This is a genomic window from Phenylobacterium sp. (assembly GCF_046463815.1).
GTDB lineage: Bacteria > Pseudomonadota > Alphaproteobacteria > Caulobacterales > Caulobacteraceae > Phenylobacterium.
In genome coordinates, this window is sequence record NZ_JBKBRO010000007.1 from 125639 (window position 1) to 150808 (window position 25170).

General features: G+C 71.0%; 30 protein-coding genes. 8 read left to right on the forward strand and 22 right to left on the reverse strand.

The window, feature by feature from the left end; genetic code table 11:
- Window positions 1-35: 35 nt before the first annotated feature.
- The 17 genes from ACK4TT_RS06425 to ACK4TT_RS06505 form a co-directional block, all read right to left on the reverse strand.
- A complete protein-coding gene (locus tag ACK4TT_RS06425; RefSeq protein WP_409637894.1) occupies window positions 36-536 on the reverse strand; it encodes an RNA pyrophosphohydrolase in 501 nt (166 codons plus the stop codon).
- Window positions 533-1651, reverse strand: coding sequence for a divergent polysaccharide deacetylase family protein (locus ACK4TT_RS06430; protein WP_409637891.1), 1119 nt, complete (start codon window positions 1649-1651; stop codon window positions 533-535). The genes ACK4TT_RS06425 and ACK4TT_RS06430 overlap by 4 nt, the downstream gene beginning before the upstream one ends.
- Window positions 1652-1751: 100 nt before the next feature.
- Window positions 1752-2495: a hypothetical protein gene (locus tag ACK4TT_RS06435; protein ID WP_410212658.1), complete on the reverse strand. Its 744-nt coding sequence runs from the start codon at window positions 2493-2495 to the stop codon at window positions 1752-1754.
- A 65-nt stretch (window positions 2496-2560) separates the two neighbouring features.
- Complete coding sequence (locus ACK4TT_RS06440) at window positions 2561-3364, reverse strand: FkbM family methyltransferase (RefSeq protein WP_409637885.1); 804 nt, start codon at window positions 3362-3364, stop codon at window positions 2561-2563.
- A 130-nt stretch (window positions 3365-3494) separates the two neighbouring features.
- Window positions 3495-4886 carry a S41 family peptidase gene (locus ACK4TT_RS06445; protein ID WP_409637882.1) on the reverse strand — a complete coding sequence of 464 codons (1392 nt, stop codon included), beginning with the start codon at window positions 4884-4886 and terminating at the stop codon, window positions 3495-3497.
- An 87-nt stretch (window positions 4887-4973) separates the two neighbouring features.
- The gene (locus ACK4TT_RS06450; protein ID WP_409637879.1) at window positions 4974-5834 is read right to left on the reverse strand and encodes a murein hydrolase activator EnvC family protein; all 861 of its coding nucleotides are present in this window, start codon (window positions 5832-5834) and stop codon (window positions 4974-4976) included.
- On the reverse strand, window positions 5834-6298 hold the full coding sequence (gene rlmH / locus ACK4TT_RS06455; RefSeq protein WP_409637876.1) for a 23S rRNA (pseudouridine(1915)-N(3))-methyltransferase RlmH: 465 nt from the start codon (window positions 6296-6298) through the stop codon (window positions 5834-5836). Before rlmH ends, ACK4TT_RS06450 begins: the two co-directional genes overlap by 1 nt.
- 40 nt (window positions 6299-6338) lie before the next feature.
- Complete coding sequence (gene rsfS / locus ACK4TT_RS06460; protein WP_409637873.1) at window positions 6339-6734, reverse strand: ribosome silencing factor; 396 nt, start codon at window positions 6732-6734, stop codon at window positions 6339-6341.
- Between the two features lie 118 nt (window positions 6735-6852).
- Entirely contained in the window at window positions 6853-7512 is a 660-nt protein-coding gene (locus ACK4TT_RS06465) for a nicotinate-nucleotide adenylyltransferase (protein WP_409637869.1), read from the reverse strand.
- A 7-nt stretch (window positions 7513-7519) separates the two neighbouring features.
- Window positions 7520-9076 carry an aldehyde dehydrogenase family protein gene (locus ACK4TT_RS06470; RefSeq protein WP_409637866.1) on the reverse strand — a complete coding sequence of 519 codons (1557 nt, stop codon included), beginning with the start codon at window positions 9074-9076 and terminating at the stop codon, window positions 7520-7522.
- Between the two features lie 66 nt (window positions 9077-9142).
- Window positions 9143-10273, reverse strand: a complete 1131-nt coding sequence (gene proB / locus ACK4TT_RS06475) for a glutamate 5-kinase (protein ID WP_409637977.1) — start codon at window positions 10271-10273, stop codon at window positions 9143-9145.
- Window positions 10261-11316 (reverse strand): GTPase ObgE, encoded by a 1056-nt coding sequence (gene obgE / locus ACK4TT_RS06480; protein ID WP_409637863.1) that lies wholly within the window; start codon window positions 11314-11316, stop codon window positions 10261-10263. Before obgE ends, proB begins: the two co-directional genes overlap by 13 nt.
- 264 nt (window positions 11317-11580) lie before the next feature.
- A complete protein-coding gene (locus ACK4TT_RS06485; RefSeq protein WP_409637860.1) occupies window positions 11581-12114 on the reverse strand; it encodes a GNAT family N-acetyltransferase in 534 nt (177 codons plus the stop codon).
- 142 nt (window positions 12115-12256) lie between these two features.
- Window positions 12257-12532: a 50S ribosomal protein L27 gene (gene rpmA / locus ACK4TT_RS06490; protein ID WP_409637857.1), complete on the reverse strand. Its 276-nt coding sequence runs from the start codon at window positions 12530-12532 to the stop codon at window positions 12257-12259.
- A 35-nt stretch (window positions 12533-12567) separates the two neighbouring features.
- Window positions 12568-13179, reverse strand: a complete 612-nt coding sequence (gene rplU / locus ACK4TT_RS06495) for a 50S ribosomal protein L21 (protein WP_410212659.1) — start codon at window positions 13177-13179, stop codon at window positions 12568-12570.
- Between the two features lie 246 nt (window positions 13180-13425).
- Window positions 13426-13587 (reverse strand): hypothetical protein, encoded by a 162-nt coding sequence (locus ACK4TT_RS06500; protein WP_410212660.1) that lies wholly within the window; start codon window positions 13585-13587, stop codon window positions 13426-13428.
- A gap of 22 nt (window positions 13588-13609) precedes the next feature.
- The gene (locus ACK4TT_RS06505; protein WP_409637848.1) at window positions 13610-14044 is read right to left on the reverse strand and encodes an MAPEG family protein; all 435 of its coding nucleotides are present in this window, start codon (window positions 14042-14044) and stop codon (window positions 13610-13612) included.
- Window positions 14045-14147: 103 nt separating this feature from the next.
- Between ACK4TT_RS06505 and ACK4TT_RS06510 the strand changes: the two genes are divergently transcribed.
- The gene (locus tag ACK4TT_RS06510; RefSeq protein WP_409637845.1) at window positions 14148-15029 is read left to right on the forward strand and encodes an EamA family transporter; all 882 of its coding nucleotides are present in this window, start codon (window positions 14148-14150) and stop codon (window positions 15027-15029) included.
- On the opposite strand, the gene ACK4TT_RS06515 is transcribed toward ACK4TT_RS06510, so the two are convergent.
- Window positions 15026-15217 carry a hypothetical protein gene (locus tag ACK4TT_RS06515; RefSeq protein ID WP_409637842.1) on the reverse strand — a complete coding sequence of 64 codons (192 nt, stop codon included), beginning with the start codon at window positions 15215-15217 and terminating at the stop codon, window positions 15026-15028. The genes ACK4TT_RS06510 and ACK4TT_RS06515 overlap by 4 nt on opposite strands.
- 243 nt (window positions 15218-15460) lie before the next feature.
- Between ACK4TT_RS06515 and ACK4TT_RS06520 the strand changes: the two genes are divergently transcribed.
- The 4 genes from ACK4TT_RS06520 to ACK4TT_RS06535 all read left to right on the forward strand — a co-directional run bounded on the left by ACK4TT_RS06520 (window position 15461) and on the right by ACK4TT_RS06535 (window position 16890).
- Window positions 15461-15667 carry an alkylphosphonate utilization protein gene (locus tag ACK4TT_RS06520; protein ID WP_409637974.1) on the forward strand — a complete coding sequence of 69 codons (207 nt, stop codon included), beginning with the start codon at window positions 15461-15463 and terminating at the stop codon, window positions 15665-15667.
- A gap of 72 nt (window positions 15668-15739) precedes the next feature.
- Entirely contained in the window at window positions 15740-16012 is a 273-nt protein-coding gene (locus tag ACK4TT_RS06525; RefSeq protein WP_409637839.1) for a hypothetical protein, read from the forward strand.
- Between the two features lie 280 nt (window positions 16013-16292).
- Window positions 16293-16553, forward strand: a complete 261-nt coding sequence (locus tag ACK4TT_RS06530; RefSeq protein WP_410212661.1) for a hypothetical protein — start codon at window positions 16293-16295, stop codon at window positions 16551-16553.
- Between the two features lie 184 nt (window positions 16554-16737).
- Complete coding sequence (locus ACK4TT_RS06535) at window positions 16738-16890, forward strand: hypothetical protein (RefSeq protein WP_409637833.1); 153 nt, start codon at window positions 16738-16740, stop codon at window positions 16888-16890.
- Between the two features lie 9 nt (window positions 16891-16899).
- Here the strand turns inward: ACK4TT_RS06535 and mtgA are convergent, their stop codons facing one another.
- The gene (mtgA, locus tag ACK4TT_RS06540; protein WP_410212662.1) at window positions 16900-17604 is read right to left on the reverse strand and encodes a monofunctional biosynthetic peptidoglycan transglycosylase; all 705 of its coding nucleotides are present in this window, start codon (window positions 17602-17604) and stop codon (window positions 16900-16902) included.
- A gap of 67 nt (window positions 17605-17671) precedes the next feature.
- On the opposite strand from mtgA, the gene ACK4TT_RS06545 reads away from it, so the two are divergent.
- Window positions 17672-18331, forward strand: a complete 660-nt coding sequence (locus tag ACK4TT_RS06545) for a nitroreductase (RefSeq protein WP_409637827.1) — start codon at window positions 17672-17674, stop codon at window positions 18329-18331.
- On the opposite strand, the gene ACK4TT_RS06550 is transcribed toward ACK4TT_RS06545, so the two are convergent.
- The gene (locus ACK4TT_RS06550) at window positions 18328-19296 is read right to left on the reverse strand and encodes a WD40 repeat domain-containing protein (protein ID WP_409637825.1); all 969 of its coding nucleotides are present in this window, start codon (window positions 19294-19296) and stop codon (window positions 18328-18330) included. The two genes, ACK4TT_RS06545 and ACK4TT_RS06550, sit on opposite strands and share 4 nt — an antisense overlap.
- A gap of 150 nt (window positions 19297-19446) precedes the next feature.
- Here ACK4TT_RS06550 and ACK4TT_RS06555 point away from each other — a divergent pair, with 150 nt between their 5' ends.
- Window positions 19447-19887: a biopolymer transporter ExbD gene (locus tag ACK4TT_RS06555; RefSeq protein ID WP_409637823.1), complete on the forward strand. Its 441-nt coding sequence runs from the start codon at window positions 19447-19449 to the stop codon at window positions 19885-19887.
- Between the two features lie 246 nt (window positions 19888-20133).
- Here ACK4TT_RS06555 and ACK4TT_RS06560 read toward each other — a convergent pair whose 3' ends face one another.
- Window positions 20134-21216 (reverse strand): CobW family GTP-binding protein, encoded by a 1083-nt coding sequence (locus ACK4TT_RS06560; RefSeq protein WP_409637820.1) that lies wholly within the window; start codon window positions 21214-21216, stop codon window positions 20134-20136.
- A 73-nt stretch (window positions 21217-21289) separates the two neighbouring features.
- Between ACK4TT_RS06560 and dmeF the strand changes: the two genes are divergently transcribed.
- Window positions 21290-22252, forward strand: coding sequence for a CDF family Co(II)/Ni(II) efflux transporter DmeF (gene dmeF / locus ACK4TT_RS06565; protein ID WP_409637817.1), 963 nt, complete (start codon window positions 21290-21292; stop codon window positions 22250-22252).
- 6 nt (window positions 22253-22258) lie between these two features.
- On the opposite strand, the gene polA is transcribed toward dmeF, so the two are convergent.
- Window positions 22259-25159, reverse strand: coding sequence for a DNA polymerase I (gene polA, locus ACK4TT_RS06570; protein ID WP_409637814.1), 2901 nt, complete (start codon window positions 25157-25159; stop codon window positions 22259-22261).
- Window positions 25160-25170: the final 11 nt, after the last annotated feature.

A 25170-nucleotide genomic window follows, 5' to 3' on the forward strand; every position in this document is an offset into this window, starting at 1 on the left:
AAACCCGGGGAGGGGTCCAGGTTTCAGGCCAAATCCTAGGCGGCGCTCTCGCCCTTCGGACGGGGCGCGGCGAAGGGTTCGAAGGCGCGGATCACCTGCTCGTAGGCCTGGCGCTTGAACGGCACGACCAGGTCGGCGGCCTCGGCCAGGTAGCCCCAGCGCCAGGCGTCGAATTCGGGCTCGTGGTGGGCGGAAAGGTCGAACTCGGCCTCCTCGCCGTCGAAGCGGAAGGCGAACCACACCTGCCGCTGGCCCTTGAAGCCGCGCCAGGCCTTGGGGCCGCCCATGCCCTGCGGGAAGTCGTAGACGATCCAGCCGTCGGTGCGGCCGAGCTGGGTGACGGTGGCCGCGCCGGTCTCCTCGGCGAGCTCGCGGCGGGCGGCGGCCTCGACATCCTCGCCGTCGTCGATGCCCCCTTGCGGGAACTGCCAGTTGTAGGGCCCGGGCGCGCCGGCGCGGCGGCCCAGCCACACCCGGCCGTCCGGGTGGAAGAGCACGACGCCGACATTGGGACGGTAGCTGGAGAGATCGGTCATCTGCGGGTCATGAGCGCCGAGGCGGGAGCGAGCTGGTAGCCCCTCTGTTCCACCTCGGAAGCCCAACGCGCAACCTTCTCCAACGTCACTGGATAGGCGAAGCCCGAGCCCAGGGCCTGGCCCCGCTGCAGGGCGCCGGCCTCGAGCGCCAGGAGCTGCTGGTCGATGGCCGGGCCCGAGAGCCGGTCGTCGATGACCCGTTCGGCCGTGGCGCGGGGCACGCCGCCGCCGCGGCGGGCCGCCGCGCCGTCGTCGATGAAGGCGAGGCCCCGGGCGCGCAGCGAACTGGCCAGGGCGCCGTAGGCCCGATCGTCGGCCAGGAAGCGCGAGCCCAGGTAGTTGGTCAGGCCGAAATAGCCGGTGGCCCGCGACAGGATCCACTCCAGCTTCTTCACCGTCTCGGGCGGCGCGGCGTCGGCCATCAGGGTGTAGGGGCCGGGGTCGTTGTCGGGATAGTCGAGCGGCTCCAGGGGCGTCTCGAGCAGGACCTCGTGGCCGGCGGCGCGGGCCATGTCGATCCACCCCTGCAGGCCCTCGGCGTAGACGACGAAGGACAGGGTGATCTCGGGCGGCAGGGTCTCGATGGCCTGGCGGGTGGCCCGCGCGTTGAGGCCGAGGCCGCCGACCACCAGGGCGATCCTGGGCCGGCCGTTGGAGGTGAAGGGCCGCGCATAGGCCTCGGCCGGCGTGCGGCCGTCCTGGGCGATGATCGGCAGGGGCCCGCCGGGGCCGGGCGCGAAGAAGCCGGCGATCGGGGCGGGCGGCAGGGCGCCGCCGGCCAGCGGGCGCACGGCCGGCGCGGCGGGGCCGTTCCAGGTGACGGCGGCGAGCGGGGCCAGGGGTCGTTCCGACAGGCGCACCACGTCGGGCTGGGGCGTGAGCGGACCGTGAGCGGGCTTCAGGGCCTCCCGCCAGCCGGCGGGGGCCTGGGAAAGCGCCGCCTGAAGCGGGACCTGGGCCTGGCCCGAGCCGCCCTCGAAGGGACCCAGCAGGTTGACCAGGGCGAAGGCCGCGCCCGCGAACAGCACGGCCGCCGCCGCCACGCCCACGGCGGGGCTCTTCACGAGGGCGCCGACGTCGGGGAGCTTCGGCTGGGGGAAGGCGATGGTGGCCAAGGCAGGGGGACTCCTCCCCCTTGAGGGTCGCCGAACATGGTTAATGCTCGATCAATACGCAGGTCTGCAACCGCGACAGAGGCCGGCGGTCGCCGGCGAGCTAGCGGGCCGTCGCGGGCTGTCCGGTCGGCGGCTGCGCAGGCGTTCTCTGGACCTTGATGTCGTAGAGCAGCAGCCAGCGGCGCACGTCGGGATCGGTCACCGGCTCGACTCCATGGAAGGAGTTGTCGGTCTTCACAAAGGCGAACATCGAGTTGGGCATGAAGGGCATGGTGGCCACCCGGTCGAAGTCCTCATAGCCATGGTGCGGGCCGCCCGGGCAGCGGCGGGTGGGGTCCTTGGGCACGTAGATCGAGGTGCCGAGGTGCGCCTGGCTCTCGTCCCTCGGCAGATAGAAGAGCACCGTGATCACCTTGGCGGGCGTGTCGGTGTGAGGGCCGAGCGCATAGCGGGTGATGTCTTCGACGAGCAGGGTCTCCTGGCTCAGCGTCACGGGCCCAGCCTCGAAGCGCTTGCGCAGTTCGCCGTTGAACTTCCTGAGCAGGCAGTCGCGAAGGCCGCCGCGGGTGAGCAGCGCGTGAGTCCCCCGCCAGAACGCGTTCTGGTCAGCGGTCAGCCGGTCGCCATGCTGGTTCAGATCGAGAACGAAGCGTTCCTTGTACCCTCGCACCGGACGCGCCTGCTCGATGGGCAGCATGACGTCGGGGTCGGGGATGTTGGCCTGCAGCGCGGCGTAGTACTCGGCCGGAAACACCTGCGGCACATAGAGGTGCGGATAGGGATAGGGCCGCACCGGCGTGTTGGCGATGTTGTAGACCAGTTGGCCTTCGAGGGCGCTCGACATGGCCGGTGGATCGCACAACACGGCTCCGGAATCCACTCCCGCCGCCCGCCGCCAGAAGCCCCGCCTCAGCGGCGGAAGATGTGCTCGGCCACCCCCTTGAAGGGACCTTCCTTGCGGGCGGCGGCCGACACCTGCGCCTCGTCGTAGGCGAAGCCGAGGTCTCTCAGGGCCTCCACCATGCCACGGTGCTCCGCGAGAGCCGGATTCGTCTCGATCAGGAGCGACTTCACCGCCGGGTTGCGCAGCGTCTGCCGGGCGCCGTCGATGACCTTGTGCTCGAAGCCGTCCACATCGATCTTGATGTGTGTCGGGACCGGCGTCGCGCCCTGGGCTATCAGGTCGTCGAGCCGAGAGACCACGCAGCCCTGCACAAAGAGGGGGCGCAGCGGCTCCAGCTTGTAGTCCAGCGCCTCGCCGACGGAGTGGCACGAGCCGGCCAGCCGCAGGTCGGCCATGTGCAACTGCGACAGGCCCGAGGTGTCAGACAGGCCCATGCAGTAGGCGTGCACCCGCGCCGAAAGATTGTTCAGCAGGATGTTGCGGTTCAGCAGGGCGTAGTTCTGCGCCTCCGGCTCGAAGGCGAACACCCGCACCCCGCGCGTGGCGGCGGCCCAGATCGTGTACATGCCGACGTTCGCGCCGCAGTCCAGCAGCACGTCGTCCGCTTGGAACCCCTCTATCCACTCAAGCGTGCACGGCTCCTTCGTGCGGATTGTCCGCACGCGCCACAGCGCCATCTCGGACGGGGTCGAAAAGACCATCCGCACGCCGGCGTGTTCGATGGCCGCGCGCGGCTGCAGCTGCTCGTACTGCTTGATGCTGATCGGCGTGGGCGCGGCGGCGCCGGCGGGCCGGGTCTCGTCGGTCAAGGCGGTTGCTCCATCGACGTTCCACCCCGGGGACGTCTGCCTCCGGATACACGAGCCGGCTGCGGTCGCGCGACCGATTTCTGTTGCGGGCGGGCCGCCGTCTCCCGCGAAGGGAGACGGGCCGAGCAGACTACTTCCGCGTGGTTTCCGGCGGCTTCACCGCGGCGACCTTGTCCTTGGCCAGGATGCCGGCGAGCTTGGGCTGCGGCCTGGGCAGCTTGGGCGTGGCGGCCACCGAGCCGTAGCGCAGGACGTCGGTCGCGCGGGCGACCTGGAAGTCCTTCTTCTCGTCGAAGGTCTCGGGCGGCGCCTCGGCCGGCTCGTGGGCGCCCTTGCGGGCCTTGCCCTCGTCGGCGTTCAGCGCGTTGCGGAACGAGGCTTCCGAGAACTGGTAGCTGCGGTTGGCGATGGCCTGGGCCTCGTCGCGGCTGGAGGCCACCTCGAGGTCGGGCTCGATGCCGGTCTTCTGGATCGAGCGGCCGGACGGCGTGTAGTAGCGCGCCGTCGTCAGCTTGAGCGCCCCGTCGATGCCGCCGCGCAGCGGGATGACCGTCTGCACCGAGCCCTTGCCGAAGCTGGTCAGGCCGACGAGTTCGGCGCGCTTGCGGTCCTGCAGGGCGCCGGCGACGATCTCGGCCGCCGAGGCGGAGCCCGAGTTGATCAGCACCACCATCGGCAGGCCGCCGGTGATGTCGCCCGGGCGGGCGTTGTAGCGCTCGACATCGCGCGGATCGCGGCCGCGCTGGCTGACGATCTCGCCGCCCTCCAGGAACAGGTCCGAGACGCCGACCGCCTGGTCGAGCAGGCCGCCGGGGTTGTTGCGCAGGTCGAGGATCAGGCCCTTCATCTGCGGGTTCTTCATCCGCAACTGGTGGAAGGCCTCCTCGGCCTCGTCGGTGGTCTTCTCGTTGAAGCTGGAGATGCGCAGCAGGCCGTAGTCGCCCTCCATCCGGGCGGTGGCCGACTTGGGCTTGATGACCTCGCGGACCACCTTCACGTCGAAGGGATCGGACTTCTCGCGGGCGATGGTCAGGGTCACGGCCTCGCCGGGGCGGCCGCGCATCTGCTTGACGGCCTCGTTGACCGACAGGCCGAGCACGCTCTCGCCGTTCACCGCGGTGATGTAGTCGCCGGCCTTGATGCCGGCCTTGAAGGCGGGGGTGCCGTCCATCGGCGAGATCACCTTGACCACGCCGTCCTCGCTGGTGACCTCGATGCCCAGGCCGCCGTACTCGCCGCGCGTCTGGTCGCGCATGTCGTCGAAGTCGGAGGGGTCGAGGTAGCCCGAGTGGGGATCGAGCGAGGTCAGCATGCCGTCGATGGCCGCCTGGATCAGCTTCGTGTCGTCGACCTCCGTGACGTACTGGTTCTCGACGGTGTTCAGCACGTCGCCGAACAGGCCGAGCATCCGGTAGGTCTTGGCGCGCGGCTGGGCCGAGGCGATGGCCTGCTGGCTCACGTAGGCCATGGACCCGGCGCCCAGGATGAACGCGGACGCGCCGATCAGGAGGTACTTCTTCATCGCCTTGCTCAGGCTCCCTTCCACGGCTTTCGCCGCTTGTCGACCAGGCCCCCTTCGCGCCTCGCGGCGCGTCAGCCCGCTTCTCGTTCAGCCCCGGCCCGGCCCCGACCCTTGGCCAAGCCAACGGCTGGGGTCGACCGGCGAACCCTGCTCCCGCAATTCGAGATAGAGTTCGGACGTCGATTGTCGACCATCGGCGGCGGAACCGACAGGTTGCCCCGCCGCGACGGATTGTCCGAGCTGGACCGACGTTCTTTCAAGACCAGCAAGCACGAGATGGTATCCGCCCGCTAGTCTTAAAATCAGGATGACGCCCCAGCCTTTCACGGGGCCCACATACTGCACGACGCCGTCGCCGGGGCTGACCACCCTGGCGCCGCGCGGCGCCGCAAATGTGACGCCGTTGGCGGCGCCCCCGCCCGGCAGCGCGTCGCCGAAGCGGCGGACGACGGGGCCGGCGGCGGGCGCCGTCAGCGACTCGGGCGCCCGCAGCACGCCGGGCGGCAGGCCGCTCAGGGGGCCGCGGAGCGCCAGGCCCGCCCGGGAGTCCGGCTCGGGCAGGGCTTCGGCCTCCAGGCTCTCGCGCTCGAACAGGGCTTCGCTCTGCACGGCGGCGAGCCTTCGCTGGCGCATCACCTCCGAGGCGTCCTGGGCGTAGCCGCGGGCCCGGGCCTGCAACTCGGGCGTCAGGGCCTTCACCAGGATGGCGGCGCGCACCGCGTCCTTGGCGTCCTGCGGAGAGACCAGAAGGGCAGGCGGCGGGTCGCGCCTCAGCATCTCCAGCACCGACAGCAGGCGGGCGAGCTGGTGGCGGTTGTGCGCCTGTTCGGCCGAGATCTCGGTCTCGGCGAGGTTGAGCCGGGAGAGCCGCTCGCCGGTCGCGGCGAGGGCCACGGCGGACAGCGCCGCCGCGCCCAAGGTCCCGGTCAGGAGAATCCGTCCGCGCATCAGTCCCGATGATAGGGCGATCCGCCCAGGATGGAGACCGCCCGATAGACCTGTTCGGCCAGCATGGCGCGGGCCAGCGCATGGGGCCAGGTCTGGGGGCCGAAGGCGAGCTTGCCGTTGGCCTGGGCGACGAGCCCGGGATCGAGGCCGTCGGCGCCGCCGATCAGGAACACCAGCCGCCGCACGCCCCGGTCGCGGAGCTTGCCGATCTCCTCGGCGAAGGCGCGCGAGCCGCGGGCCGCGCCGCGCTCGTCGCAGGCGATGACGTGGCTGTCGGCCAGGTGCGCCCGCAGGGCCTCGGCCTCGGCGGCCTTGCCGGGCTTGCGGGCCTCGACCTCGACCACCTCGACGGGGCCCAGGCCGAGCGCGCGGCCGGCGGCGGTGGCGCGCTCGACGTACAGCTTCACGAGCTCCGTCTCGGGCGAGCGCGCCAGCCGGCCGATGGCGACGATGGCGATCTTCATTCAGGACGCGCCTGCGCGCACGAAGCGGACGCGCTGGTCCTCAGACCGCGGCGCGGTGGCCGCCGGTCTCCACCGACCAGATCTTCTCGATGTTGTAGAACGAGCGGACTTCGGGCCGGAACAGGTGGACGATCACGTCGCCGGTGTCGATCAGCACCCAGTCGGCGCTGGGCATGCCTTCGACGCGGCACTTGCCGTAGCCGGCTTCCTTCAGCGCGCGCAGCAGGTGGTCGGCCATGGCGCCGACATGCCGCTGCGAGCGGCCGGAGGCCACGACCAGCGCGTCCGCCACGGGGCTCTTGCCCTTGAGATCGATGAGAACGACATCCTGCGCCTTGTCGTCGTCGAGACGGGCCAGGATCAGGTCCTCCAGGGCGCCGAGGCCCTGGTCGTCCGATGAGGAGTCCGCGGCCTGGGCCTGCTCCTCGTGCGCCATCTGTCGCCCGGCGGGCTTGGGCGCGGTTTCACGTTGCAGCGGGGTTGCTCCTTTGGTGTCCTCGCTTGAACAATCCTAGCACGGGCGGGGGCCCGGGTCAGCCGTCCTCACGCAGACTTCAGGAGCGGACGCCGCGCAGGCGTTCCCGGAGCGCCGTCGAGGACTGGAAATTGAAGCGGCCGAACAGGAACACCCAGGCCGGCGGCCGGGTGCGGGCGAGCACCGGGGCCATCTGCGATCGGCGCTTGGCGTGGGCGAACCGGCGGGCGGCCGGCGAGAAACGGCTCTTCAGCGAGATCCAGGGGCGCGAGACCACCGCCACCGGGACCTCCTTCATGATCTGGGTCCAGCCGCGCCAGCGGTGGAACGAGGCCAGGCTGTCGGCCCCCATGATCCAGACGAACTGCACGCCCGGGAAGCGGGCCTTCAGCGCGCGAATGGTGTCGATGGTGTAGGCCGAGCCCAGCCGGCTCTCCACGTCCGAGACGATCATCCCCGGGCCCCGGGCCAGGGCCCGGGCCTCAGCCACGCGATGGGCGAGGTCGGCGGTCTCGTGGCGGGACTTCAAGGGGTTCTGCGGCGAGACCAGCCAGATCACCCGGTCGAGGTTCAGCCGGCGCTTGGCGGTCTCGGCCACGTGGGCGTGGCCCTCGTGGGGCGGGTTGAACGAGCCGCCGAACAGGCCGACGCGCATGCCGCGCGACAGGGTGAAGCCCAGCCGGAGCGCGCGGGGCCGCCCAGCCACCGGGGCGCGGCGGGCCGGTCCTGCGAACCACATCGCCCGGTCAGGCCTTGCGGGGCGGGGTGGGCGCGCCCTGCCGGTCGAGGTGGGGGTCGGCCTGGGCCACGCGGGCGCGGACGGTGAAGACCCCGTCGCCGGCCAGCACGCCGCCGCGGGCGAACAGGCGGCCGTTCTCCCAGTTGGAGAGGCCGAGCTCGGGCTTCTTCAGGGCGTACTGGCCGTCGACCCAGCGGGTGAAGCCGTCGCCGACGAAGGGCGCGTCGATGGTCTCGAAGAACCGGCGGTGGGCCTGGGCGTCCTGCGAGATCAGGGTCGCGGCGAAGCGGGGGCTGAGCGCATTGAAGAGGATCACCGCCTCCTCCACGTCGGCCACGATCTTCAGGCTGACCTCGGGGGTCTCCTCCCACTCCCACTCGCGGCCAAGGTCCGAGGGGGCGATGGGCTCGGCCAGCGGCTCCTCGCGCGGGCCCTCGGCGCGGACCACCAGGCCGCGGCCCGAGCGCCAGTCCTGCGGCAGCCGGTCGAAGTCGGCCTCGGCCACGTGCAGCTTGCAGCCCTTGCGGCGCTCGCCGGCGGCCTTCAGGGCGTCGAGGAAGACGGGGAGCAGCTCGGCCGCGCGGCTCTCGACGATGCAGCAGACGTTGAGCGTGTTGCAGACCTTGCGGTCCAGCGAATGGAAGACGGCGGCGAAGAAGCGGTCGGGATCGGCGGTCTCGTCGGCCACCATCCAGGCGCCGCCCGTGCCGTGCAGGCTGACCGGCGTTCCGGCCTGGCGGGCGATGGCGCCGAGCTGGGCCACGGCCGCGCCCGACCCCCGGGCCACGGCCAGCGCCAGCCGGCTGTCGGCGAACATGGCCCAGCCGGCGGCGTGGGCGGCGCTATCCACCAGCACGGCCGAGCCGGGCGGCAGGCCGGCCTCGGCGATGGCGGGGTCCAGGGCCCGGGCCACGATGGCGCGGGCGGTGCCCAGCGCGTCCGAGCCGATGCGGAAGACCACGGTGTTGCCGGTGCGGATCACGCCGGTGGCGTCGGCGAAGACGTTGGGGCGGCCCTCGAAGACGAAGCCCACCACGCCCAGGGGCGCGACGACCTGCTCGACCCGCCAGCCGGGATGCTCGACGGCCTCCAGCACGCGGCCCCGCGCGCCCTCGGCGTCGCGCCAGGCGCGGAGCCCTAGGACCATGTCCCGGCGCATCGCGTCGGAAACCTCCAGGCGGGTGGTGGAGCGGCCCCGGGCCCTGGCGCGCTCCACGTCCTGGGCGTTGGCCTGAGCGATCGCGGCCCAGACGGCGTCGTCCTCCAGCCGGCGGGCGAAGGCGTCGAAGAAGGCGGTGATCGCGGCGTCGCTCACCTCGCCCATGCGGGCGAAGGCGGCGGCGGCGAGGCCGACGGCGGCGGACGCCGTGGCATGCTCGGCGGCTGGGATGTGCAACAGGTCGCCGGTGTCCTGCACGACCACCAGCCGATCGCCGGCCCGGAAGGCGGCCGCGAGTTCGGGGGAGACATGGGCCACGCGGTCGCCGCCGAACGGGATCGGCTGGCCCGGAGAGAGGCTCTCCAGCCGCGCGTCCGTCCGCTTCGATGTTCCGCCGTCGTCCACCCTGGACCCCATATGCTCAGGTTGAGCACTTCCTAGGCGTCTTTCCCTGGGTCAGCAAACTCCCCATCAAGGGAGGGCGTGGAGCGCCAGGTCGTCGGCGTGGACCAGGGGGCCGGAGGTGTAGCCGAGGACGGCCTCGATGGCCTCGGACTTCAGGCCGCAGATGCGCGCGGCGTCCTCGGCGTCGTAGCGGGCGAGGCCCCGGGCGATCTCGGTCCCGGCCTCGTCGCGGACGACCACGGCGTCGCCCTTGTCGAAGCGGCCCTCGACGCGCGTCACGCCGGCGGCCAGCAGGCTCTTGCCCTTGCGCACGGCGGCCGCCGCGCCGGCGTCCACCACCAGCGAGCCGGCGGGCGCCAGGGAGCCCGCGATCCAGGCCTTGTACGCGGCGGCGGGAGTCAGGGCCGGCTCGATGACCGTGGCCCGCTCGCCCGCCTCGACGGCGGCCAGCGGCCGGGGCCGCGCGCCCAGGGTGATGACGGTGGCGCAGCCGCCGGCGGCGGCGATGCGGGCGGCGGCGATCTTGGTGGCCATGCCGCCCGTGCCGACCCCGCCCTCGGCGTTGGCGCCGCCGGCCATGGCCTCGATCTCGGGCGTGAGCTGGCCGACGCGCGGGATGTGCCGGGCGGCCGGGTCCTTGCGCGGGTCGGCGGTGTAGAGGCCGTCCACGTCCGAGAGCAGGACCAGCACGTCGGCGCCGGCGAGCTGGGCCACGCGGGCGCCCAGCCGGTCGTTGTCGCCGTAGCGGATCTCCTCGGTGACGACGGTGTCGTTCTCGTTGACGATGGGGATGACGCCATTGTCGAGCAGGGTTTCGACCGTGGCCCGGGCGTTCAGCCAGCGGCGGCGGACCTCGGTGTCGTCGCGGGTGAGCAGCACCTGGGCGCAGACGACGCCGTGGGGCTCGAAGGCCTCCTCCCAGGCGCGCATCAGGGCCGACTGGCCGGCGGCGGCGGCGGCCTGTTTCTCAGGGAGCGTCAGCGCGCGCTTGCCGAAGCCGAGGCGCCGGCGGCCCAGCGCCACCGCCCCCGAGCTGACCACCAGCACCTGCTGGCCCCTGGCCCGGAGGCGGGCGGCGTCGGCGGCGAAATCGGCCAGCCAGGCGGCGTTGGGCGCGCCGCCTTCGCCCACCAGCAGGGCCGAGCCGACCTTGACGACGACCCGCTTCGCGGCCGCAAGGCCGCTCACGGCGTCCAGCCCCCGGGGGCCGCGCCGGACGCGCGGGCGGCCTCCTCGGCGGCCTGCGCCTTGCGTTCGCGCACCAGGGCGAAGGCCTCGCGCAGCAGTTCGGTGACGTTCTCGCCCGTGAAGCCCGAGACCAGGCGGACGGGGGCCCCGGCCGCCTTGGAGAGCTCGGCCTGCTTCTCGGCGCGGGCCGCCTCGTCGAGGGAGTCGATCTTGTTGATGGCCAGCAGCTCGGGCTTGTCGGCCAGGTCCGCGCCGTAGGCTTCGAGCTCGTGGCGGACGGTCTTCCAGGCGCCGGTGATGTCCTCCTGCGTCCCGTCCACCAGGTGGATGAGGACGGCGGTGCGCTCGATGTGGCCCAGGAAGCGCGTGCCGATGCCGGCGCCTTCGTGGGCGCCCTCGATCAGGCCCGGGATGTCGGCCAGGACGAAGCGTTCGCCCTCGGACAGGTCCACGACGCCCAGGTTGGGGGTCAGAGTGGTGAAGGGGTAGTCCGCGATCTTGGGCTTGGCCGCGCTGGCGGCGGCCAGGAAGGTGGACTTGCCGGCGTTGGGCAGGCCCACGAGGCCCACGTCGGCGATCAGCTTGAGCCGCAGCCAGATCGCCATCTCCTCGCCCTGCTGGCCGGGATTGGCGTGCTTGGGGGCCTGGTTCACCGGGCCCTTGAAGTGGGCGTTGCCGAAGCCGCCGTTGCCGCCCTTCAGCAGGCGGACGCGCTTGCCGGCCTCGTCCATGTCGGCGATCAGGGTTTCCTTGTCCTCGGCCAGCACCTCGGTGCCGACCGGGACCTTCAGCACCACGTCCTCGCCGTTGGCGCCGTGGCGGTTGCGGCCCATGCCGTGGACGCCGGTCGCGGCCTTGAAGTGCTGCTGGTAGCGGTAGTCGATGAGGGTGTTCAGGCCCTCCACCGCCTCGATCCAGACATCGCCCCCCTTGCCGCCGTCGCCGCCGTCGGGGCCGCCGTACTCGATGTACTTCTCGCGCCGGAACGACACGGCGCCGGCGCCCCCGTTGCCGGAGCGGACGTAGATCTTGACCTGGTCGAGGAACTTCATGGGCCGGTCGCAATATCACAGAAACCACGGATTTCACGGATTGCACGGATGGCGGCGGCGTAATCCGTGCTCATCCGTGAAATCCGTGGTCCAGAAAATGGGCCGCCGCCAGCGCGGCGGCGTCCCCTCGAAGGAACCACGGAATACACGGAAGGACACGGAAAGCGCCGACGCCGTCCGTGTATTCCGTGTCTTCCGTGGTTTGATCCTCGCTGATCGACCGCTTCGCGGTCCTTTCGTGTCTTTCGTGCTTTTCGTGGTTGATCAGGCGAGCCAGACCATCCTGCGGCTCGGGACCTTGCAGCCCCTCGCCAGGCAGTCCTGCGGCTCGACGTCGCCGGTGTAGAGGAAGCCCGCCTTCACCAGCACCTGGCCCGAGGCCCGGTTGTCGGCGAAGTGGCCGGCCCAGACGACATTCTTCCGCCAGTCCTGGCGCGCCCAGGCGAGCGCCGCCTTCAGCGCCTCGGTGGCGTAGCCGCGGCCCCAGAAGGGGCGGCCCAGCCAGTAGCCGACCTCGGGCCGGCGGGGCTGGTCCTCGCGGAAGCCCAGCATGCCGATGAGGCCGAACTCGCGGTGCTCGACGGCGAAGGTCGCCTCGGTGCGCGGGTTCTCGCCGCCCAACCGCGACAGGAAGGCCTCGGCGTCGGCCGGGCGGTACGGGTAGGGCATGCGCGCCAGCATCCCGGCCACGCCCAGGTCGTTGGCCAGTTCGGCGATCGCGGGGGCGTCGGCCTTCACCGGACGCCTGAGGATCAGCCGGTCGGTCCCGATGGCGGGAGCCACTTCCAGCGCGCACATGTCTTCAACCCTCCCGGCCCCTTCGTTGTCGTGAGGGGCCAAAACGAAAGCGGGGAGCCCGGCCGACCGGACTCCCCGCTAGGTTCGCCTTTCCGGTCCGCCTCAGATGGAGTGGGCGGAACCGGTTGGAAGGTGGTTCCGCCTATTCGGCCGCCATCACCTTGTTCGCCGGGACCACCGTCGCGTAGGTACGGTTGTTCCGCTTGGTGACGAACTTCACCGCGCCGCCGACAAGCGCGAAGAGGGTATGGTCCTTGCCCATGCCCACGTTCTCGCCCGGCCAGAACTTGGTGCCGCGCTGGCGCACGATGATGCCGCCGGCGTTGATGGCTTCGCCGCCGAACTTCTTCACGCCGAGACGACGGCCCGCGGAATCGCGCCCGTTGCGCGAGGAGCCGCCGGATTTCTTGTGAGCCATAGCTCGCTCCTACTCTCTCAAAGGGGCCCGGCCGATTACTCGGCGGCGCCCTCGTCCTTCTTGGCGGCGGCCTTCTTGGCCGCGGGCTTCTTGGCTTCGGCTTCAGCCTTCGGGGCGGCGGCCTTCTTCGGCGCCGGCGTTTGCTTGGCTTCGGCTTGCGGGGCGGCTTCGGCCTTGGCCTTCGGCGCGGCGGCCTTGGCCTTGGGGGCGGCCTTGGCGACCGGGGCGGCTTCGGCCTTGGCGGCCGGAGCCTGGAACGCCAGGCCGCGGGCGCGGGCGTCGAGCTCGGCCTTGGTGGTCAGGTCCACCTTGCCGTCCCACTTGGCTTCCTTGCCGTTGGCGGCGATGGCGGTGACGCGCAGGACGCTTTCGAGCTGGCGGTGGCCGCGGGTGCGGCGGTAGCCCTGACGGCGGATCTTCTTGAAGATCTTCACCTTGTCGCCCTTGCGGGTCTCGATCAGGGTGGCCGCGACCGAGGCGCCGGCCACGGTGGGCGCGCCCACGGTGACAGCCTCGCCGTCGCCCAGCATCAGAACTTCGCCGAACGCGACGTTCGCGCCAGGTTCGCCTTCGAGCTTTTCGACCACCAGCAGGTCGCCGGGCTGGACCCGGTACTGCTTGCCGCCGGTCTTGATCACCGCGTACATCGTCTCGCGCCTTTGTATTTCTTCTTGATTGAAAGCGTGTTCGCGCCCGCGAGCGGGGCTCACGAGCGAGGAGGCGCGGTTATACAGGCGGCGAGCGCTGAGTCAACGTCGGGGGGCCGTTTCCCCTCTGACCGTGATGGCCGGGCCCGTCCCGGCCACCCATAAGCGCGGGCCTGGGCCGGACTGGAGGCGGGTCGGCGTTTCTGGGGCCCCGGCACGAGGCCGGGGATGACGGCGTGGGGGACCCTACCGCTTCATCCAGGGCTTGGACTTGGACGAGGAGGCGTGGGCGGCGGCGCGTTCGCTGTGCTGCTCGGCGCCGGGGCGCTGGGCGGCCTTCTGGGCGGCCTTCTTCAGGCGCAGGGCCTTCTGCATCGGGGTTTCGGGCTTGTCGGCGGGATCGCTCATCCCGCCGACGTAGCACGCGAAGCTAGAACACCACCATCGCCGCGCGGACGGCGAGGGCGACCAGCACCAGCGAGGCCACCGAGAAGACGGCGAAGCGGAGCATGATGACGTTGACCGTGGCCTGGATCAGGCTGTGGACCACGCGCAGGCCGACGTAGCCCCAGGCGAGGCCGACATTCAGGGGATCGGCCCCGGCGCCGGCGAGCGCGAGGGCGAGCGCCGTGGCGTAGAACACCGTCGGCTGTTCCATCAGGTGGTTGTAGTTGTCGGCCTTCCAGCGGACGTTCGGCGGCAGCCTGGCGGCGAGGTCGGCGGCGGTGAGGGTCGGGTCGAGCGAGATCCTGGCCTTCTGCATGGCCGGGATGCGGGTGGCGTAGAGCCAGGCCCACATGACCATCGACCAGAGCACGAGGGCGACGACGGGGCCCAGGATGGGCGCGACGGCTGCGGTGTCCATGGGGTTTCCTCCGAATCGTTGTTCTTGCCGTGAGCATCGCGCGAGAGCTTGACCGTAGCGAGGGGGTATTCGGGTGGGGGATCGGAAGGGACCGGCGGGGATCGTGCTCCCCTTGCTCGCCACGGTGGCGGCCATGGCGGCGTTCCAGGCCGGGGCGGCCTTCGCCAAGGGGCTGTTCCCGGCGGTGGGGGCGCAAGGGGCGGCGACGCTGCGCCTGGTGCTGGGGGCCCTGATGCTGCTGGCGCTGATGCGGCCCTGGCGGAACTGGCCCGTGAAGCCGCCGCTGGGCGCGCTGGCCGTGCTGGGCGCGGCGGTGGCGGGCGTGATCGTCTTCTTCTACCTGGCGCTGGAGACCCTGCCGCTGGGCGTGACCATCGCCCTGCAGTTCATGGGACCCCTGGCCGTGGCGGTCGTGGGCTCGCGCAAGCCCGCCGACCTCGCCTGGGCGGCCCTGGCGGCCGGCGGGGTCTGGCTGCTGGTGGCGCAGGGCCACGGCGCGGGCCACGACGGGGGGCAGGCCGGGACGAAGCTCGACCTCGTGGGGATCGCCTGGGCCCTGGGGGCGGCGGCCTGCTGGGGCGCCTACATCGTCGCCGGCCGGGTGGTGACGGCGGCCTTCGGGCGCTCGACGGCGGCGCTCTCCATCGGCCTCGCGGCGGTGATCATGCTGCCGGTGGGGGTGAGCCACGCCGGGGCCGCGCTGCTGGACCCCGCGCTGCTGCCGCTGGCCCTGCTGGTGGCGGTGATGTCGACCGCCGTGCCCTTCTCGCTGGAGTTCTGGGCCATGGCCCGGATGCCGGCCCGCACCTTCGCGGTCTTCACCAGCCTGGAGCCGGCGTTCGGGGTGCTCTCGGGCCTCGTGCTGCTGGGCGAGCGGCTGGGCCTCGTCCAGATCGGCGGGGTGGCCATGGTGATGGCCGCGGCGGCGGGCGCGGCCTGGTCGAGCAGCGAGGCCGAGGAGGAGAGCGTCGTCCCGCAGACCTAGCCGAAGCGGTGGTCGGGGACGATCTCGACCGGCACGCCCATGAAGCGGCGCGGGCGATAGCTGTTGTCGCCCTCGCGCAGGAAGGACTCGTCCTCCAGCAGGGCCCGCCATTCGGCCGGGGTGAAGTGGAGGGCGAAGGCCCTGGACGGGCGGCGGTCGGTTTCGAAATCCGCAGGCGTCGGCGTCATCGGCGGCGCTCCCTGTAAGACGGGCTCCCCACGCCCCGCCTTGTGGCGCACGAACACGCCGCAAATCTGGCGGTCTCGATTCAGCTTCGTGACATTTGGGGCGGCGAGGGGCTAAGCCGGCGCGTGTTTGCGTGATGGGAGGGCGGCATGAGCGGCGAGGATTTCGTCTACGACGAGGCCACCGGCGAGTGGATCAGCGCGGCCGAGGCCGCCGAGAAGGCCAGATCCGCGGGCGTCGTCGAGGTGCGGGACTTCCAGGGGACCCTGCTGGCCGACGGCGACGCGGTGGTGCTGATCAAGGACCTGGACGTGAAGGGCGCGGGCCAGACGCTGAAGCGCGGCACGAAGATCCGCTCGATCCGGCTGACCGGCGATCCCCAGGAGATCGATTGCCGCTACGAGGGCATCAAGGGGCTGGTGCTGCGGGCGGAGTTCGTCCGCAAGGCCTGACCGGGAGCTCCGAGGGAACCGATCACGTCTCCGTGCGCTGAAGCTGGGCTTCAACCCGTTTCGGAGAGACGAATGCGTTTTGGGATCGCCATCCTGGCCGCCGCCGGGGCCCTGAGCCTGGCCGCCTGCAACAGCCCCGCCGACAAGGCCGCCGAACAGAAGGCCGACGCCGTCGAGGCCCAGACCGAACAGAAGGCCGACGCCATCGAGAACCAGGCCGACGCCGCCGAGACGGCCGGCCACGAGGCCACGGCCGACGCCCTGGAGAACAAGGCCGACGCGGTCGAGCGGCGGGGCGAGGCCCAGGCCGACCGGATCGAGCAGCAGGCCGGCAAGAAGGACTGACGTCCCCGCCGACCGACGGACTTCCCGACGGACTTCGAGGCGCCTCGCGGGACCTCCGCGGGGCGCTTTTTCATGTGTCGGAAGATGAGCGGCAGGTGAACGGGGTGTTTCAGCCTGGGTTCAAGGCGCGGGCGCCATAACGGCTCCAACGGACAAGGAGCCAGACCATAATGAGGCAAGGCCAGAAGACGAAGGGCAAGATCAAGGTCGGGGTGGCCGCCCTGGTGGCGGGCTCGATCGCGCTGCCGGCGCCCAGGCGGGCGAGAAGACCGAGCGCGCGGTGATCGGCGCGATCCTGGGCGGGGTGGCGGGCGCCGCCATCGCCAAGGACGACGCCACCGGCGTCCTGGTGGGCGCGGCGGCGGGCGCGGCCCTGGGCGCGGCGACGGCCAAGGACAAGAAGCACTATCGCCACAGCTATCGCGCCGCCCGGCCCTATTACCGGGACACGCGCTACAGCGGCTACGACCGCTACGAAACGGGCCGCTATTATGGCCGCTACTACGGTCGCGACCACGACCGCTACGGCGACGACCGCTGACGCGGCCAGGAAGCCCGTTTCGCTTTAGTCTTACCGGCGATCAGTAATCGGGAGTGCGGCTCCGCACTTCGGCGGCCCGAATTCAAGTAACCACGTTATCGATTAGGGGCGCGGATTCGCCTTACGGTAGTGGCTATGCTATGAATTTAGTCCCTGGGGCATGTGAACTTGCGGATCGCTGCGCATGCAGAAATTCGTGATCCAACAGAACATCAGGCACTTCGAAGATCTCCTCGAGACGGCGACCGCGCCCGAGGATCGACAGCGCCTGGAAATGTTCCTCGCCGAGGAGCGCGCCAAGCTGCGCGAGGTCGAGGACAGCGAAGAGAACGAATAGCTTCGCCGGCTAGTCTAGCACGCAGTGGGCCAGGCCCTGGCTGCGCACGGCGCCCGCGTTGCGGCGGATCGAGCCCGAGCGGCGCTTGACGTACGGCCCCGGCTTGGCGGCCCGCCAGGACAGCGGCTTGGGCAGGATGGCGGCGAGCCGCGCGGACTGGGCGGCGGTGAGCTTCTTCGCCGGAACGCCGAAGTTCTTCCGGGCGGCGGCCTCGGCGCCGTAGATTCCCGGCCCCCATTCGATGGAGTTCAGATAGACCTCCATGATCCGCCGCTTGCCCCAGCCCACCTCGATCAGGACGGTGAAATAGGCCTCCAGGCCCTTGCGGACCCAGTCGCGGCGCGGCCACAGGAAGACGTTCTTGGCGGTCTGCTGGCTGATGGTCGAGCCGCCGCGGACCTTGCCGCCGCGGGCGTTGGCCTCCATGGCCTTCTCGATGGCCTCGACGTCGAAGCCCATGTGCTGGCAGTAGCGGGCGTCCTCGGCGGCGATCACGGCGCGGACCAGGTGGGGCGAGATGTCGTCCAGCGGGACCCAGCGCCGCTCGAAGCCCTTCCCCTCGAACGCCCGCTGGACCATCAGGAAGGTGATCGGCGGGGGGACGAACCGATAGACGGCCACGGCCAGCACCGGCCCCACCCAGAAGACGAGCAGGAGCGCGACGAGCAGGCCGCCCGCCGTCCGGCGGAAGATCCCCTTTGCGCGCTTGGCCACTGGCTTGCCTTGACCCTAGGACCGGATGCTTAAGCTCCCGAAACTCCTAGGACATGGTTGCCGCAAGATGAATGTTTCCGAGGCCGTCGAACGCCGCGTCTCGATCCGCGCCTTCAGACCCGATCCGGTCCCGGGCGCCCTGGTGCGCGAGATTCTGGAGCGGGCGGCCAAGGCGCCCTCCGGCGGCAACCTGCAGCCCTGGCGGGTCTATGCCTTGGCGGGCGCGCCGCTGGCCGAGCTGAAGCGGCGGGTCGCCGCCAATCCCTTCGGCGAGCCGCCGGAGTACGACGTCTATCCGCCGAACCTCTGGGACCCCTTCCGCACGCGGCGGTTCCAGAACGGCGAGGACCTCTACGCCACCATCGGCATCCCGCGCGAGGACAAGCCCGCCCGCCTGCGCCAGCTCGCGAAGAACGGCGAGTTCTTCGGCGCGCCGGCAGGGATCTTCTTCTGCCTGGACCGCAAGCTCGGGCCCCCGCAGTGGGCGGACCTTGGCATGTACATGCAGACGGTGATGCTGCTGGCGGTGGAGCGCGGCCTCGACACCTGCGCCCAGGAGTACTGGGCCCGCTATCCGAAGACGGTCGGCGAGGTCCTGGGTCTGCCCGAGGAGCTGATGCTGTTCTCCGGCATGGCGTTGGGCTACCGCGACGAGGGTGCGCCCATCAACACCCTGAAGGCGGCCCGCGATCCCTTCGAGGCCTGGGGCGAGCTGCGCGGGTTCTAGGCCACGGCCGCCACGCCCGCGTTCCCGTCCTCGTCGCCCCAGGCGACGCGCTTCGCGTCGGGGGTGATCGACAGGGCGGTGATCTGCGACCCCTTCTCGGCCTTCAGGGGGATGATCCGCTGGCCGGTGAGGTCGCAGGCCCAGACGCGGCCGTCGTCGAGGCCGGCGGCCAGCCAGCTCGTCGCGGGCGCGGTCGCCACCTTCACGACGGTGGCGCTCTCGTCATAGCCCACCTCGGCGGCCTGCTTGCCCATGGGGCCCGTGGCGCCCGCGAACGGCCAGACCACCACGCCGTTGGCGCCGGAGGTCGCCAGGAGGCTTCCCTTGGACAGGAAGGCCAGGCTGCGCGGCTTCGACGGATAGCCGCCCATGCGCATGTTCTTCTCGTCGGCCACGCGCCAGCCGTGGAGCTGGTTCTCCTGCATGGCGCTGATCAGGAACTTGCCGTCGGGGCTCCAGGCCAGCGCCACGTGGCTGCCGGCCCACTTCAGCACCACGGGCTTCTGGTCGGCGATCCGGGCGTACCAGAGCCAGGCGCCGCCGTAGGTGGCGACCGCGATCCGCCGCCCCTTGGGGTCGAAGGCCACGTCGGCCACCGTCTTCTCATGGGCGAAGGTGCGCGAGAACGCGGCGTCGGCGGCGTCGCGGACGTGCAGCTCGCGGCCGGCCCCGAAGGCGATGAGCCTGGAGTCGGCGGAAGCGGCCACGGTCTCGATCCAGCGGCCGGGGACCCTGGCCAGCTCCTGGACCCCGCCGGCCCTCGCCCAGACCAGGCGCCCGTCGTCGCCGCCGGACAGCAGGCCCTCGCCCGAGGGATGCACGCACGCAGAGAGGCTCGCGCCGTCGTGGGCTTCCACGGTTTCGCCGCCCTGGAACCGGACCGTCCCGTCGCCCAGTGCGAATCCGGCGTTACCCGAGCGGTCGAACAGCGCGGCGGTTACATAGGCGTCGAAGCTGAAAATCATGGCTTCTGCCTAGTCCGGCGAGGGGCCGGACCGCAAGGCGGCCGCTTAGGGCCTTTACAACCCGTTATCGGCTTGCCAATGGTCGCCCCGATCGGGCGCGCAAGGTCTCGCCGCCCCAAGGTTTGAGGATCAGGGAAGGATCCAGGACGTATGGGCGCTAAAATGGGTGGCGGGGGCGGCAGCAAGTTCGACCTCGGCCAGAATGCGGACATGAACGTCACGCCCTTCGTGGACGTGATGCTCGTGCTGCTCATCATCTTCATGGTGTCGATCCCGGCTGCGACGGTGTCGATCAAGCTCGACCTGCCGCCGGCCATTCCGCCGCCGCCCGGCACCAAGGTCGAGGAGCCGACGCTGATCAACATCCAGCGCGGCGGCCTGTTCATCGGCGACAAGCCCACGGCGCTCGAGCGCCTGGCGTCGGACCTGACGGCCCAGCTCCAGCGCGACGATCCGACCAAGCCGGCCACCGAGCAGCGCGTCTACATCCGCGCCGACCGCGACGTCCGCTACGGCGACTTCATGTCGGTGATGAACGACCTGCAGGGCAACGGCTTCTACCAGGTCGCGCTGATCAACGAAGAGCTCTAGGCTCCTCGGACCAGTTTCGGGAAGAGCCCGCCGGGGGAGACCTCGGCGGGCTTTTTCTTTGTCGGCTCCCTTCCCGCTTGCGGGAAGGGGGGACCGTCGGCCGAGCGCAGCGAAGAGCCGAGGGTGGGAAGGGAAGGCCGCAGGCGCCGTGCGCGCCGCTTTCCCTCTCCCCCACCCGCTCTTCCCCCGGCTCAAGGCCGGGGTCGGCGGGCGGTCCCCCTCTCCCGGGGAGCGGGAGAGGAAGGGTCAGGCGATGCAGCTCTCGAAGCCGGCCTTCAGCGCGGCCTCGTCGAGGTTGCGGCCGATGAAGACCAGGCGCGAATAGCGCTTGTCGCCCTCGCGCCAGGGGCCCTGGAAGTCGCCCTCCAGGATCATGTGCACGGCCTGGAAGACCAGCCGGCGGTCCTCGCCCTTGATGTCGAGGATGCCCTTGGCGCGCAGGATGTCGACGCCTTGCGTCTGCAGCACGTTGTTGAGCCAGGCGGTGACCTTGTTCCCGTCGAGGGGCGACCGGGCGGTCAGCGAAATGGAGCCGATACCGCTCTCGGCCACGTGGTCGTGGATGTGCCCATGGTCGTGGCCGTGATCATGGTGATGGTGGTCGTGCCCATGGTCGTGATGGTCATGGCCGCAGTGCTCGTCGTGCACGTGGCCCGGCTCGCCGTGGGCCGGGTTGAGGAAGTCGGGCTGCAGCTCGGTGACCCGCGTCAGGTCGAAGGCGTGGCGGCCCAGGATGAGATCGAGCGGCACGTTCGAGCGCTGGGCGCGGTGGATGGGCGCCAGGGGGTTGAGCGTGCGGATGGCGCTCTCGACCTCCGCCAGCTCGTCCTCGGACACGAGGTCGGTCTTGTTGAGGATGATCTGGTCGGCGAAGGCGATCTGCTCGGCCGCCTCCCTGGAATCCTTCAGGCGCAGCGGCAGATGCTTGGCGTCGACGACGGTGGTGACGCTGTCGAGCTCGGTGCGGGCGCTGACGTCCTCGTCCACGAAGAAGGTCTGGGCCACCGGGGCCGGATCGGCGAGGCCCGTGGTCTCGACGATGATGGCGTCGAACTTGCCTTTCCGCTTCATCAGGCCCGAGAGCACCCGGATCAGGTCGCCGCGCACCGTGCAGCAGACGCAGCCGTTGTTCATCTCGAACACCTCCTCGTCGGCGCCGACGATGAGGTCGTTGTCGATGCCGACCTCGCCGAACTCGTTGACGATGACGGCGTAGGTCTTGCCGTGGTCCTCCGAGAGGATGCGGTTCAGAAGGGTGGTCTTGCCGGCGCCGAGATAGCCGGTAAGCACGGTCACGGGTGTCTTTTCGCTCGCGGTCTTGTCGTTCATGGGCGTCCATGTAGGGCCGACGCGCGAACTTATGAAGTGGCGTTCTCAAGCTGGAGTGTTATAAAGTAACACCATGAACATGGTCGAGCGCCCCGAACCCGCCACGACGCTGGACGCCTTCCGCGAGGACCGCACCTATCTGGGGGCCGACCATCGCCGGAACGAGCGCCGCACCCTGATCGTCACCGTGATCTGCGCAGGCACCCTCGTGGCGCTGGTGGCGGGCGGCCTCGCCACCCGCTCGGTGGCGCTGACGGCGGCGGGGCTGCACATGGCCGCCCACGTGGTGGCCCTGGTGGTGGCGGCCTACGCCTACCGGCTGGCGCGCCGCCATGCGGAGAACCCGGCCTTCAGTTTCGGCACCGGCAAGGTGGGCTACCTGGCGGGCTTCGCCAACGCCGTGGTGCTGGCCGGGACCGCGGTCCTGATCGCCGCCGAGAGCGTCGAGCGCTTCGTCAGGCCGCACGCCGTGGACTACGCCGGCGCGACGCCGATCGCGGCGGGCGGCCTCGCCGTCACCCTGGTCTGCATGTGGCTGCTGCGGCCCACCCGGGAACACGCGGCCCGGCACGATCCCGACGGCGATCTCAACCTCTCGGCCATCCACCTGCACCTGGGCGCCGACGCGGCGGTGTCCGTGCTGGCGTTGGCGGCGGTGGTGGCGGGCGAGCGGCTGGGCTGGAGCTTCGCCGACCCGCTGGCGGGCCTGCTGGCGGCCGGGCTCGTCGCCCAGTTCGCCGCGACCCTTCTGAAGCGGGCCGGCAAGGCCCTCCTCGACATCAACCCCTCGCCCGAGCTGACCGCCGAGGTGCGGGCGCGGCTCTCGTCGGGCGGAGAGCGGGTGATCGACCTGCACCTGTGGCGCCTGGGGCCGGGACATCACGCCGCCATCGCGGTGCTGGCGGCCGACCATCCAGAGCCGGTGGAGGCCTACCGCGCCCGCCTCGCCGGGCTGGCCGGCCTGTCGCACGTCACCATCGAGGTGCGGGCCGGCGCCCACGCCCATATCGACCATCACGGCCACGCCCACGGCTGAATAACCCTAGTGGGCGTCGTCCCAGTTGGCGGCGGCGCGGGCCTCGACCACCAGCGGCACCGAGATCGAGACGGCGGGCTCGGCGGCCTTCTCCATGATCCGGCGGGCCACGGCGATGACGGCCTCGGCCTCGGCCTCGGGGGCCTCGAAGACCAGTTCGTCGTGCACCTGCAGCAGCATCCTGGCCGTCAGGCCCTCGGCCTTGAGCGCGCCCGGCATGCGGATCATCGCCCGGCGCATGACGTCGGCGGCCGCCCCCTGGATCGGGGCGTTGATGGCGGCGCGGTCGGCGAAGCTGCGCTCGGCCTGGCTCTTGCCGCGGGCGGCGGGGATGTGGACCTTGCGGCCGAAGATGGTGGTGACGAAGGCCTGGGTGCGCACCTGCTGCTGCATGCGGTCCATGTAGGTCCGGATGCCGGGGAAGCGCTCGAAGTAGGTCTTGATGTAGGCCCCGGCCTCCTCGCGCGGGATGCCGAGCTGGTTGGCCAGGCCGAAGGCCGAGATGCCGTAGACGATGCCGAAGTTGATCGCCTTGGCGCGCCGCCGGGTCTCGGACGGCATGCCCTCGATCGGCACGCCGAACATCTCCGAGGCGGTCATGGCGTGGATATCCAGGCCCTCGGCGAAGGCCCGCTTGAGCTGCGGGATGTCGCCGATGTGGGCGAGGAGACGCAATTCGATCTGGCTGTAGTCGGCGCTGATCAGGACGTGACCCGGCTCGGCGATGAAGCAGCGCCGGATCTTGCGCCCTTCCTCGGTGCGGATCGGGATGTTCTGGAGGTTGGGGTCCTCGGACGCCAGGCGCCCGGTGGTGGCGGCCGCCAGCTTGAACGAGGTGTGCACCCGGCCGGTCTTCGGATTGATCGCCTCGACGAGGTTGTCGGTGTAGGTGCCCTTCAGCTTCGAGAGCTGGCGCCAGTCGAGCAGGGTGCGCGGCAGGGCGTGGCCCTGGGCCGCCAGGTCCTCCAGCACCGAGGCGTCGGTGGAGGCCGCCCCCGTCCCCGTGGCCTTGCCGGACGCCAGGCCCATCTCCTGGTAGAGGATCTCGCCGATCTGCTTGGGCGAGCCCAGGTTGAACGGCCGGCCGGCCAGCCGGTGGGCCTCGGCCTCCAGCTCGCCCATGCGCACGCCGAAGTCGTTGGAGAGCTCGCGCAGGCGCTGGGTGTCGACCTTGACGCCGGCCAGCTCCATGTCGACCAGCACGCGCGGCAAGGGGCGCTCGACGGTCTCGTAGATCGTCGCCAGACCTTCCTGGGCCAGCCGCGGCTTCAGGTGCTCCCAGAGCCTGAGCGTCACGTCGGCGTCCTCGGCGGCGTAGCAGGTGGCCTCGGTGAGGCCCACGTACTTGAAGCTCTTCTGCGCCTTGCCGGTCCCGGCCACGGTCTTGAAGGCGATGGGCTCGTGGCCCAGCCACTCCTTGGAGAGCTCGTCCATGCCGTGGCCTTTCCGCAGGCCGCCCTCCAGCGTGAAGCTGATCAGCATGGTGTCGTCGATGGGCGCCACGTCGATCCCGTAGCGGGCGAGCACCGCCAGGTCGTATTTGGCGTTCTGGGCCACCTTCAGGATCGAGGGGTCTTCCAGGAGCGGCTTCAGCCGGGCGACGACCTCCTCGCAAGGGATCTGGGTGAGGTCGGAGGGCGCGTCGAGCTGCAGCCCCTCGCTCTCGGCGTGGCCAACCGGGATGTAGCAGGCCTCGCCCGGCGCGACGGCCAGCGAGATCCCGCAGAGCCCGGCGCTGGAGGCCGAGAGCGCGTCGGTCTCGGTGTCGAAGGCGATGACGCCGGCCGCGTAGGCGCGCGCGATCCAGGCGTCGAGGGTGTCGAGGTCGCGGACGCAGGCGTAGGCGTTGACGTCGATGGCGCCGTGCCTGGGCGCCACGCGGGGGCGGGCCTCGGGGGCGGGCGTGTCGGCGGCGGGCCCGGTTCCATTCTGGGCGCCGTTCGCGGCGCCGGCCTTGCCGTCGCCCACGCGGCGGGCGAGCGTGCGGAACTCCATCCGCTCCAGGAAGTCGGCCAGCACGGCCGGGTCGGGATCGTCCACCACCAGCTCGTCGATGGGCAAGGGGAGCGGCGTGTCGCAGTCGAGCCGCACCAGCTCGCGCGACAGGCGGATCTGGTCGGCGAACTCAATGAGGGTGTCGCGGCGCTTGGGCTGCTTGATCTCGGCGGCGCGGGCCAGAAGGGTGTCGAGGTCGCCGTACTCGTTGATGAGCTGGGAGGCGGTCTTGATGCCGATGCCCGGCGCGCCCGGTACGTTGTCCACCGAATCGCCGCACAAGGCCTGCACATCGACGACCTTGTCCGGCGTTACGCCGAACTTCTCGATCACCTGCTCGATGCCGATGCGGGCGTTCTTCATGGTGTCGAGCATGGAGACCTGCGGCCCGACGAGCTGCATCAGGTCCTTGTCGGACGAGACGATGACCACCTCGCCGCCCATGTCGCGGACCTTGCAGGCGTAGGCGGCGATCAGGTCGTCGGCCTCGTAGCCGGGCAGCTCCAGCGACGGCACGCCGAACGCCCTGGCGGCCTCGCGCACCAGCGGGAACTGGGGCGCCAGGTCCTCGGGCGGCGGCGGACGGTGGGCCTTGTACTGGTCGTAGAGCGCGTTGCGGAAGGTCTTCTCGGAGTGGTCGAAGACGACCGCCAGGTGGGTCGGCGCGTCGGCCTGGCTGCGCATCTCGACCAGCAGCTTCCAGATCATGTTGCAGAAACCGGCCACGGCGCCCACCGGCAGGCCGTCGGACTTGCGGGTCAGCGGCGGAAGCGCGTGGAAGGCCCGGAAGATGAAGCCCGAGCCGTCCACCAGATAGAGCCGGACCTTGGGCCCATCCTGGGTCGGTTCGCGCGGGATCTCGGCCAGGGTTTCCGGGCCCGTCTGGGGATCGGCGTCGAGCGTGTCGGTCATCCCGGCAAGAT

What these genes read in the sequence shown, in the direction of transcription:
- ACK4TT_RS06555 (WP_409637823.1), top strand. Translation starts at nt 19,447, where the DNA reads ATGGGCGCTAAAATGGGTGGCGGGGGCGGCAGCAAGTTCGACCTCGGC.
- ACK4TT_RS06445 (WP_409637882.1), bottom strand. Translation starts at nt 4,886, where the DNA reads ATGAAGAAGTACCTCCTGATCGGCGCGTCCGCGTTCATCCTGGGCGCC.
- rsfS (WP_409637873.1), bottom strand. Translation starts at nt 6,734, where the DNA reads ATGGCGCACGAGGAGCAGGCCCAGGCCGCGGACTCCTCATCGGACGAC.
- rpmA (WP_409637857.1), bottom strand. Translation starts at nt 12,532, where the DNA reads ATGGCTCACAAGAAATCCGGCGGCTCCTCGCGCAACGGGCGCGATTCC.
- ACK4TT_RS06550 (WP_409637825.1), bottom strand. Translation starts at nt 19,296, where the DNA reads ATGATTTTCAGCTTCGACGCCTATGTAACCGCCGCGCTGTTCGACCGC.
- rplU (WP_410212659.1), bottom strand. Translation starts at nt 13,179, where the DNA reads ATGTACGCGGTGATCAAGACCGGCGGCAAGCAGTACCGGGTCCAGCCC.
- rlmH (WP_409637876.1), bottom strand. Translation starts at nt 6,298, where the DNA reads ATGAAGATCGCCATCGTCGCCATCGGCCGGCTGGCGCGCTCGCCCGAG.
- ACK4TT_RS06485 (WP_409637860.1), bottom strand. Translation starts at nt 12,114, where the DNA reads ATGTGCGCGCTGGAAGTGGCTCCCGCCATCGGGACCGACCGGCTGATC.
- dmeF (WP_409637817.1), top strand. Translation starts at nt 21,290, where the DNA reads ATGAACATGGTCGAGCGCCCCGAACCCGCCACGACGCTGGACGCCTTC.
- ACK4TT_RS06505 (WP_409637848.1), bottom strand. Translation starts at nt 14,044, where the DNA reads ATGGACACCGCAGCCGTCGCGCCCATCCTGGGCCCCGTCGTCGCCCTC.
- ACK4TT_RS06425 (WP_409637894.1), bottom strand. Translation starts at nt 536, where the DNA reads ATGACCGATCTCTCCAGCTACCGTCCCAATGTCGGCGTCGTGCTCTTC.
- ACK4TT_RS06525 (WP_409637839.1), top strand. Translation starts at nt 15,740, where the DNA reads ATGCGTTTTGGGATCGCCATCCTGGCCGCCGCCGGGGCCCTGAGCCTG.
- ACK4TT_RS06450 (WP_409637879.1), bottom strand. Translation starts at nt 5,834, where the DNA reads ATGCGCGGACGGATTCTCCTGACCGGGACCTTGGGCGCGGCGGCGCTG.
- ACK4TT_RS06465 (WP_409637869.1), bottom strand. Translation starts at nt 7,512, where the DNA reads ATGTGGTTCGCAGGACCGGCCCGCCGCGCCCCGGTGGCTGGGCGGCCC.
- ACK4TT_RS06545 (WP_409637827.1), top strand. Translation starts at nt 17,672, where the DNA reads ATGAATGTTTCCGAGGCCGTCGAACGCCGCGTCTCGATCCGCGCCTTC.
- ACK4TT_RS06535 (WP_409637833.1), top strand. Translation starts at nt 16,738, where the DNA reads ATGCAGAAATTCGTGATCCAACAGAACATCAGGCACTTCGAAGATCTC.
- ACK4TT_RS06435 (WP_410212658.1), bottom strand. Translation starts at nt 2,495, where the DNA reads ATGTCGAGCGCCCTCGAAGGCCAACTGGTCTACAACATCGCCAACACG.
- ACK4TT_RS06515 (WP_409637842.1), bottom strand. Translation starts at nt 15,217, where the DNA reads ATGACGCCGACGCCTGCGGATTTCGAAACCGACCGCCGCCCGTCCAGG.
- polA (WP_409637814.1), bottom strand. Translation starts at nt 25,159, where the DNA reads ATGACCGACACGCTCGACGCCGATCCCCAGACGGGCCCGGAAACCCTG.
- ACK4TT_RS06500 (WP_410212660.1), bottom strand. Translation starts at nt 13,587, where the DNA reads ATGAGCGATCCCGCCGACAAGCCCGAAACCCCGATGCAGAAGGCCCTG.
- obgE (WP_409637863.1), bottom strand. Translation starts at nt 11,316, where the DNA reads ATGAAGTTCCTCGACCAGGTCAAGATCTACGTCCGCTCCGGCAACGGG.
- ACK4TT_RS06560 (WP_409637820.1), bottom strand. Translation starts at nt 21,216, where the DNA reads ATGAACGACAAGACCGCGAGCGAAAAGACACCCGTGACCGTGCTTACC.